Raw genomic sequence first — 7,342 nt, 5'->3', positions numbered from 1 at the left:
AGCCTGCTCGCGATAGCGGTGTGTCATTCAGCGTTGATGTTGACTGGCACTGCGCTATCGCGAGCAGGCTCGCTCCTGCAGGTTTTATATTTATCCAATGATATTTAATAGTTAGCGAGCTATCGGAATGTTCAAGGCGTCCATGCGCGGCTAGACTGTCGGGCTGCCGACCCATGCCCAACTGGATGCCTGATGAACTTCCGTACCATTTTGATTCTTGGCGCCCTGAGCGCTTTCGGTCCGCTGGCAATCGATTTCTATCTGCCGGCGTTCCCGGCGATGGCACTCGCGTTCGGTACCGATGAGAAACACGTCCAGCTGACCCTGGCCGCATACTTCTTGGGCCTGTCCCTGGGTCAACTGGCATACGGACCGGTGGCGGATCGCTTCGGGCGAAGGATTCCGTTGCTGACAGGCGTCGGGTTGTTCACCGCGGCGTCCCTGGCCTGCGCGTTTGCGCCAAATCTGGAATGGTTGATCGGCGCGCGATTCATCCAGGCCCTCGGTGGTTGCGCCGGGATGGTGATCGCCCGTGCGGTGGTCAGTGACAAATGCGATGCGGTGGGCTCGGCGAAAGTCTTTTCGCAATTGATGCTGGTGATGGGCCTGGCACCGATTCTCGCGCCCATGCTCGGTGGACTGCTGGTCAACACCACCGGCTGGCAGTCGATCTTCCTGGTGCTGACCGGATTCAGTGCGCTGGCAGGGCTGGCCGTGGCAATCGGGTTGCCGGAAAGCCTGCCGGCCCACGTACCGCGTCAACCGCTGTCGGGGGCGTTGCGTCAGTACGGTCGGCTGTTGTCGGATCCGGTCTACCTCGGCCACGCCTTGACTGGCGGTATCGCCATTGCCGGGATGTTTGCCTACATCGCCGGTTCGCCGTTCGTCTTCATCAAACTCTACGGGGTCCCGGCCGAGCATTTCGGCTGGCTGTTCGGGACCAACGCGGCGGGTTTCATTCTGGTGGCGCAGGTCAACGCACGACTGCTGGCCAAGCGTGGCCCGGCATTTCTGCTGGTGCGTACCGTGTGGATTTACCTGGGGGCGGGCCTGACGCTGCTTGCCGTCAGTGCGCTGCACACCGAACAGTTATGGCCGCTGCTGATTCCGCTGTTTATCTGCATCGCCAGCCTCGGTTGCATCCTCCCCAATGCCTCGGCCTGCGCCATGAACGGGCAGGGCGCTCGCGCCGGCAGTGCGTCGGCGATGCTCGGGTGCCTGCAATTCAGCGTCGCCGCCGGAGCGGCTGCATTGGTCGGTATTTTACACGATGGCAGCGCCGTGCCGATGGCCATGGTCATCAGCCTGTGCGGGATTCTGGTGGTGAGCGCGGCGATGCTCACCCGGCGTTTGCAAAATGCCCGGGCATTGGCGCAAACCCAGGTCTGAGGGCGGACTCAGCCAGCGGCGCGCTGTTGTTGGTGGTCGGGAATTTGATGGGGCGCGAGCAATCGCGCTTCAAGGGTCTTGGTGAAGGCTAGCGCTTCAGCTTCGCTGCGGAACGTAACAGCGTGTTGGTCCAGACGAACCTGCCACTGGGATTTAGCCACTTCTTTAATCAGGATCTTCATTGCTGAACTCTCCTCTCTTAAAAGATGTTGCGTAAAAGATTGCATCGCAGAGGTTTCGATTGTAGACCCGAATACGATCGTAATTGTGACATGGGTCAATTCTCGGACTGACGGTGTCGTCCATCCGGACGACACCTGTCTCAATCTGTTTCAGAACCCTTCGAGCACAATCTTGCCCTTGGCCTTGCCGCTTTCCAGCAGCTCATGGGCGCGTCGCAGGTTGGCCGCGTTGATGGTCCCGAAGTGCTCGCCGACCGTGGTTTTCAGCGTCCCCGTGTCGATCAGCCCGGCCACGCGGTTGAGCAAGTTGTGCTGCTCGATCATGTCCGCCGTTTCGAACAGCGAGCGGGTGTACATGAATTCCCAGTGCAGCGACAGGCTCTTGCGCTTGAGTTTGGTCACGTCCAGCGCTTTCGGATCATCAATCAGCGCCAGTTTGCCTTGTGGCGCCAATGCCTCGACCAGTTGATCCAGGTGATGATCGGTCTGGGTCAGGCTGGCGACGTGGGTCACATGGTCTACACCTGCGCGTTTGAGTTCTTCACTCAACGGCTGGCTGTGATCAATCACCAGATCGGCGCCCAGTTCGCGTACCCAGCTCTGGGTTTGCGCACGGGACGCGGTGCCGATGACCTTCAGCCCGGTGAGCTGGCTGGCCAGTTGCGTGAGGATCGAACCCACACCGCCCGCCGCGCCGACGATCAGCAGGCTCTGGCCTTCATCGGTTTTACCTTCGCGCACTTGCAGGCGTTCGAAGAGCAATTCCCAGGCGGTGATGGCGGTCAGCGGCAGTGCGGCGGCTTCGGCGAAACCGAGGGTTTTCGGCATATGGCCGACGATGCGTTCATCCACCACGTGCAATTCGCTATTGCCCCCCGCACGGGCGATAGAGCCCGCGTAAAACACCTTGTCGCCAGCCTTGAACAGCGTGACTTCGCTGCCGACAGCCTTGACCACACCGGCCACGTCCCAACCCAGCACTTTCGCCGCGCCGCCTTCAGGCTGGACGTTCTGGCGGACCTTGGTGTCGACCGGGTTCACCGAGATGGCTTTGACTTCCACCAACAGGTCGCGCGGACCGGCAACCGGTTCTGGCAGTTCGATGTCTTGCAGGGCATTGGCGTCGCTGATCGGTAACGAGGTGTAGTAGGCGATGGCTTTCATGTGGGGCTCCTGAACATTAATAGATGAAGGGATCAAGCCACGGTGCGCAGGCGCTTGAGGTCGAAGTGCTCGAGAAAGTCGCCGGCCTTGGCGCGGAAGTTCTGTACATGGGCGCTGGCGTCATGGGCTTGCAGGGCTTCGTCGCTGCTCCAATGTTCAATCATGTAAAACGCCAGTGGATTGGCCAGGTCCTGATGCAAATCGTATTGGCCGCAACCGGCCTCGGCGCGGGTCGGCTCCACCAGCGCACGCAGGTGTTGTTCGAGGGCGTCTTGCTGGCCGGGTTTGGCAATGAGGGTGGCAATGGCGGTGAAAGGCTGGGACATGGTCGCTCCGCAAACGGGTTGATTTCGATGGGACAGATGATTGGCTATTTCTCTGCAAGATAAAACCCGCTAAAAGAGCAGTCTCTTTCAATATTTTTTTGATAATCGGGGCTGAAATGCTGCGTTTCGATGACTTGCAGTTATTTGTCCGGGCTGCTGACCTGGGGAGTCTGTCGGCGGCGGCGCGGGTGATGGACATGTCGGCGGCGGTGGCCAGTGCGGCGTTGAAGCGCATCGAACAGCAACTCGGCGCGCGCTTGCTGGCGCGCTCCACCCGCAGTTTGCGTCTGACCGCCGAAGGTGAGGGCTTTCTGGAGTATGCCCGGGCCGCCCTGAGCAATCTCGACGAGGGTCGTCGCTTACTGGCCAGCGGTCAGGATCAGGTCAGCGGGATTCTGCAGTTGTCGGCACCGTCGGACTTTGGCCGCAACCTGTTGCTGCCGTGGCTCGACGAGTTCCAGCGCGAGCACCCTAAACTGACCGTGCGCCTGTTGCTGGGGGACCGCATCGCCGACCTGTTCCGCCAACCGGTGGACATTGCCCTGCGTTACGGCGAGCCGGAAGACTCAAGCCTGGTGGCACTGCCCATCGCGGCGCAGAACCGCCGAGTGCTCTGCGCCGCGCCGAGTTATCTGGCGAGGCACGGCGAGCCGCGGCATCTGGAACAACTGGCGCAGCACAATTGTTTGTTGTTCATGCTCGGTAGCCGGGTCCATGACCATTGGAGTTTCCACGACGGCAAACGCGAAGTCGGGCTGACCGTCAGCGGCGATCGCTTCAGTGACGACGCCGATGTCGTGCGGCTGTGGGCAGTGGCGGGGGCCGGGATTGCTTACAAGTCCTGGCTCGATGTCGCGGCCGATGTGCTCGCCGGCCGGTTGAAAGTGCTGATGCCGGAGTTGCTCTGTGAGCGCGCACCGCTGAATTTGCTGTGCGCCCATCGCGCACAATTGAGTAAGCCGGTGAACCTTCTACGGGAAATGCTTGCCAGCCGATGCGCTCTTTTAGGCAGTCAATTTCCGACAATATCGGGCATCGATCATTAGTCGCAGGCAAATAGCGAAATTTCTGTCAGGAACTATCACCACCCGCGCTTTCCCAAGGGCAGGAACCGGCGTTAACCCGCTTATACTAGCGCCCGCCTCATGTACGCACCGTCGATCTCGCAATGGCGATGGCCTAACGGTCAAGCATCCGAGCTTCGGCGCACCTGCGAAGCGATGGCATGGGGGAGAAGGGGCTTTGCCCGGCTTATGGCGGTTTCCGCGTCTTGGCCGACGACACATTACTGGTCAAGATGTCTCTGAGCAGCAGACGAAACGATTCAACAGGGAGTGAATACATGGAACATGCACCTTGCATCAGCCAGATCGCCACGTTGCTGGCTGACCCCAAGCGCAGCGCAATGATGTGGGCCTTGATGGATGGCTCGGCGCGGCAGACCGAAGAGCTGGCGCTATTGGCCGGCCTGTCACCGTCTTCGGCCAGTGCACACCTGGGGCGTTTGTCCGCCGGAGGTCTGTTGAAAGTCGAAATCCGTGGGCGCAAACGCTTTTTCCGCCTGGCCGCGCCTGAAGTGGGCGCGGCAATCGAAGCACTGGCCAGCGCGACGCTGGCCAGCACGCCGCAGCCCGTCCCGGACGTCTTCAAACGCACCAGCCCCATTGCCAAACCTCAGGCGGCGCCATCGTCGTTGTTGCGGGCCCGACTGTGCGACGACCATTTGGGAGGCACCCTGGCCGCCGATCTTTACCAGCGGCTGCTGGATGCCGGCTGGATCGAGCAGTTCGAACAGCGCGTCATGATCACCCACAAGGGTTCCACACAACTGGCCTCGCGCGGGGTGTTCATCCAGGCCCTGGCTCATCGCAACAGTCGAGTGGCCTGTGCGTGTCCCGACTGGAGCGAAAGACGCCCGCACATGGGCGGTTCGCTGGGCGCTGCGTTGTTGCAGCTGTTCATGCAGTCCGGCTGGCTGAGCCTGCCCAATGATTCGCGCGCCTTGCAGATCACGGCCGCGGGGCAGCGGGAGATCCATCGATTCGCCAAGGAAACCGAGCTGGAAATGGCGCTTTAGAGCTGTTTGATTGACTGAATCGCTAGCTGGCTGAACACAGAGCCTGTGGGAGTGAGCCTGCAACAAAGACTCTCCCACAGGGGGGCTGCGCTAAGGCTTATGGTTTTACCAACCGCGCATCCAGGCTGTTTTGCGCCAAACGCCTGGCCTGATCCTGGGTCATGCCCAGGTCGGTGTACAGCGCATGGAAGTTCTCGGTCACATACCCGCCAAAGTACGCCGGGTCATCCGAGTTCACGGTCACTTTCACGCCACGCTCAAGCATGTCGAGGATGTTGTGCTGGGACATGTGATCGAACACCCGGAGCTTGGTGTTGGACAGCGGGCACACGGTCAGCGGGATCTGCTCGTCGATGATCCGCTGCATCAAACGCTCGTCTTCGATGGCGCGCACGCCATGGTCGATGCGCTGGATTTTCAGCAGGTCGATGGCTTCCCAGATGTACTCAGGCGGGCCTTCTTCACCGGCGTGGGCGACGGTCAGGAAGCCTTCGTGGCGGGCACGATCAAACACACGCTGGAACTTGCTCGGCGGGTGGCCCATCTCCGAGCTGTCCAGGCCCACGGCCACAAACGCTTCACGAAACGGCAGCGCCTGGTCGAGGGTTTTCTGCGCTTCGTCTTCACTCAGGTGGCGCAGGAAGCTCAGGATCAAACCGCTGGTGATGCCCAGTTGCTGCTCGCCATCCTTGAGCGCCGCCGCGATGCCGTTGAGCACCACTTCAAACGGGATGCCACGGTCGGTGTGGGTCTGCGGGTCGAAGAACGGTTCGGTGTGAATCACGTTCTGCGCCTTGCAACGCAACAGGTAGGCCCAGGTCAGGTCGTAGAAATCCTGCGAGGTGCGCAACACGTCGGCGCCCTGGTAATACAGGTCGAGAAACTCTTGCAGGTTGTTGAAGGCATACGCCTTGCGCAGGGTTTCTACATCGCTCCAGGGCAGGGCGATCTTGTTGCGTTCGGCCAGGGCGAACAGCAACTCGGGCTCCAGCGAACCCTCGAGGTGCAGGTGCAGTTCTGCCTTGGGCAGGGCGTTCAGCCAGTCGTACATAGTCTTTTCTCATCAGGTGCAGATGGCGAGCATTCTACAGATGCCCGTAGAAACAATTAGCAAAACCTGACCAGCCGGTTCATCACACCACGGCCTGTTCCCGTCGATAGGCGTAGGTCTCGGCGAAGCGCGAGAGCAGGAATTCAGCGCAGGTAGTGGCCGGGTACTTCGCCGGGTGCGATTCGTCCTGGCAACCGGGCAGGCATTCAATGGGCGTATCGGGGTGTGGTTCGGCGAAGAACGGCATCGAGTAACGATCGACGCCCAGCGGGCTGATCACCCGGTGCGGCGTCGACAGGTAACGGTCGTTGCTCCAGCGGGCCATCATGTCGCCGAGGTTGACCACGAACGTGCCTTCGATCGGCGGCGCGTCGATCCATTCGCCTTTGACGTTGCGCACTTGCAGGCCACCGGCGGCGTCCTGGTACAGCAGGGTAATGCAGCCGTAATCGGTGTGGGCGCCGGCGCCTTGCTGCTCCTCGCAGCTGGCGGTATGGCGCGGCGGATAATGGATCATCCGCAGCACGCTGACCGGTTCATTGAAGCGCGTGTCGAAGAAGTCGCGCTCGATGTTCAGCGCCAGCGTCATGGCACGCAGCAGGGTTTGGGCGAGGGCCTGCATGTCGATGTAATGCTGTTCCATCAGCACTTCCCAGCCGGGCATCGAGGGGTGGCGGTTGGGACCGCGCAGCGGTTTTTCCGCCAGTACTTGCGGGTGGTCGGCCGGCAGGTGCAGGCCCATGTCGAAGGTTTCTTTCCGGTCGCTGGGTTTGCTCGGGTCGAGTTGCTCGGTGGCGATGGCACCGTAGCCGCGATGGTGGCGAGTCTGGGTGATGTCGATCTTGAGCTTTTCGGCGGTGGGCAAGGCGAAGAAGCGTTGGGCATGGTCGAGCACGGCGTGGATGCGTGACGCGGAGACCGGATGCCCCTTGATGTAGAAAAAGCCCCAGTCGCGGCAGGCGCGGTCGATTTGAGTCGCGACGGATTGCCAGGCGGTTTGGTCAGCGCTGTAGAGCGGGGCGATGTCGATGATCGGGAGTTGGTTCATGCGCAATTCTCAAGAACGCTGAAAATTCATTGTAGGAGTGAGCCTGCTCGCGATCGCGGCGTGTCAGTCGACATTGATAGCGTCTGACACTCCGCCATCGCGAGC

Annotated in this window: 8 protein-coding genes; 3 read left to right on the top strand and 5 right to left on the bottom strand. The window is 60.9% G+C overall.

Going from position 1 to position 7,342, the window contains the following annotated elements:
• Positions 1 to 192: 192 nt before the first annotated feature.
• A complete protein-coding gene (locus QMX98_RS30315; RefSeq protein WP_282411859.1) occupies positions 193 to 1,389 on the top strand; it encodes a multidrug effflux MFS transporter in 1,197 nt (398 codons plus the stop codon).
• Between the two features lie 8 nt (positions 1,390 to 1,397).
• Here QMX98_RS30315 and QMX98_RS30310 read toward each other — a convergent pair whose 3' ends face one another.
• The 3 genes from QMX98_RS30310 to QMX98_RS30300 all read right to left on the bottom strand — a co-directional run bounded on the left by QMX98_RS30310 (position 1,398) and on the right by QMX98_RS30300 (position 3,061).
• A complete protein-coding gene (locus tag QMX98_RS30310; protein WP_167362270.1) occupies positions 1,398 to 1,571 on the bottom strand; it encodes a hypothetical protein in 174 nt (57 codons plus the stop codon).
• A 150-nt stretch (positions 1,572 to 1,721) separates the two neighbouring features.
• Entirely contained in the window at positions 1,722 to 2,735 is a 1,014-nt protein-coding gene (locus tag QMX98_RS30305; protein WP_282411858.1) for a zinc-binding alcohol dehydrogenase family protein, read from the bottom strand.
• A 32-nt stretch (positions 2,736 to 2,767) separates the two neighbouring features.
• Entirely contained in the window at positions 2,768 to 3,061 is a 294-nt protein-coding gene (locus tag QMX98_RS30300) for a putative quinol monooxygenase (RefSeq protein ID WP_010463795.1), read from the bottom strand.
• Positions 3,062 to 3,177: 116 nt separating this feature from the next.
• On the opposite strand from QMX98_RS30300, the gene QMX98_RS30295 reads away from it, so the two are divergent.
• Both QMX98_RS30295 and QMX98_RS30290 read left to right on the top strand, forming a co-directional pair.
• Entirely contained in the window at positions 3,178 to 4,107 is a 930-nt protein-coding gene (locus QMX98_RS30295; protein WP_010463794.1) for a LysR family transcriptional regulator, read from the top strand.
• A gap of 296 nt (positions 4,108 to 4,403) precedes the next feature.
• Positions 4,404 to 5,138, top strand: a complete 735-nt coding sequence (locus tag QMX98_RS30290; protein ID WP_010463793.1) for a helix-turn-helix transcriptional regulator — start codon at positions 4,404 to 4,406, stop codon at positions 5,136 to 5,138.
• 97 nt (positions 5,139 to 5,235) lie between these two features.
• Here QMX98_RS30290 and QMX98_RS30285 read toward each other — a convergent pair whose 3' ends face one another.
• Positions 5,236 to 6,189, bottom strand: coding sequence for an adenosine deaminase (locus QMX98_RS30285; protein ID WP_282411857.1), 954 nt, complete (start codon positions 6,187 to 6,189; stop codon positions 5,236 to 5,238).
• Between the two features lie 82 nt (positions 6,190 to 6,271).
• Positions 6,272 to 7,237 carry a 2-oxoglutarate and iron-dependent oxygenase domain-containing protein gene (locus QMX98_RS30280; protein ID WP_282411856.1) on the bottom strand — a complete coding sequence of 322 codons (966 nt, stop codon included), beginning with the start codon at positions 7,235 to 7,237 and terminating at the stop codon, positions 6,272 to 6,274.
• Positions 7,238 to 7,342: the final 105 nt, after the last annotated feature.

Origin of the sequence: Pseudomonas sp. PS02303 (genome assembly GCF_029959925.1) — a bacterium.
GTDB classification, from domain to species: domain Bacteria; phylum Pseudomonadota; class Gammaproteobacteria; order Pseudomonadales; family Pseudomonadaceae; genus Aquipseudomonas; species Aquipseudomonas mandelii.
Note: the sequence above shows the minus strand (reverse complement) of the source record. Positions and strands in the feature narration are given on the sequence as shown.

Coding starts and splice junctions, on each gene's coding strand:
- QMX98_RS30315 (WP_282411859.1), top strand. CDS start 193: ATGAACTTCCGTACCATTTTGATTCTTGGCGCCCTGAGCGCTTTCGGT.
- QMX98_RS30310 (WP_167362270.1), bottom strand. CDS start 1,571: ATGAAGATCCTGATTAAAGAAGTGGCTAAATCCCAGTGGCAGGTTCGT.
- QMX98_RS30305 (WP_282411858.1), bottom strand. CDS start 2,735: ATGAAAGCCATCGCCTACTACACCTCGTTACCGATCAGCGACGCCAAT.
- QMX98_RS30300 (WP_010463795.1), bottom strand. CDS start 3,061: ATGTCCCAGCCTTTCACCGCCATTGCCACCCTCATTGCCAAACCCGGC.
- QMX98_RS30295 (WP_010463794.1), top strand. CDS start 3,178: ATGCTGCGTTTCGATGACTTGCAGTTATTTGTCCGGGCTGCTGACCTG.
- QMX98_RS30290 (WP_010463793.1), top strand. CDS start 4,404: ATGGAACATGCACCTTGCATCAGCCAGATCGCCACGTTGCTGGCTGAC.
- QMX98_RS30285 (WP_282411857.1), bottom strand. CDS start 6,189: ATGTACGACTGGCTGAACGCCCTGCCCAAGGCAGAACTGCACCTGCAC.
- QMX98_RS30280 (WP_282411856.1), bottom strand. CDS start 7,237: ATGAACCAACTCCCGATCATCGACATCGCCCCGCTCTACAGCGCTGAC.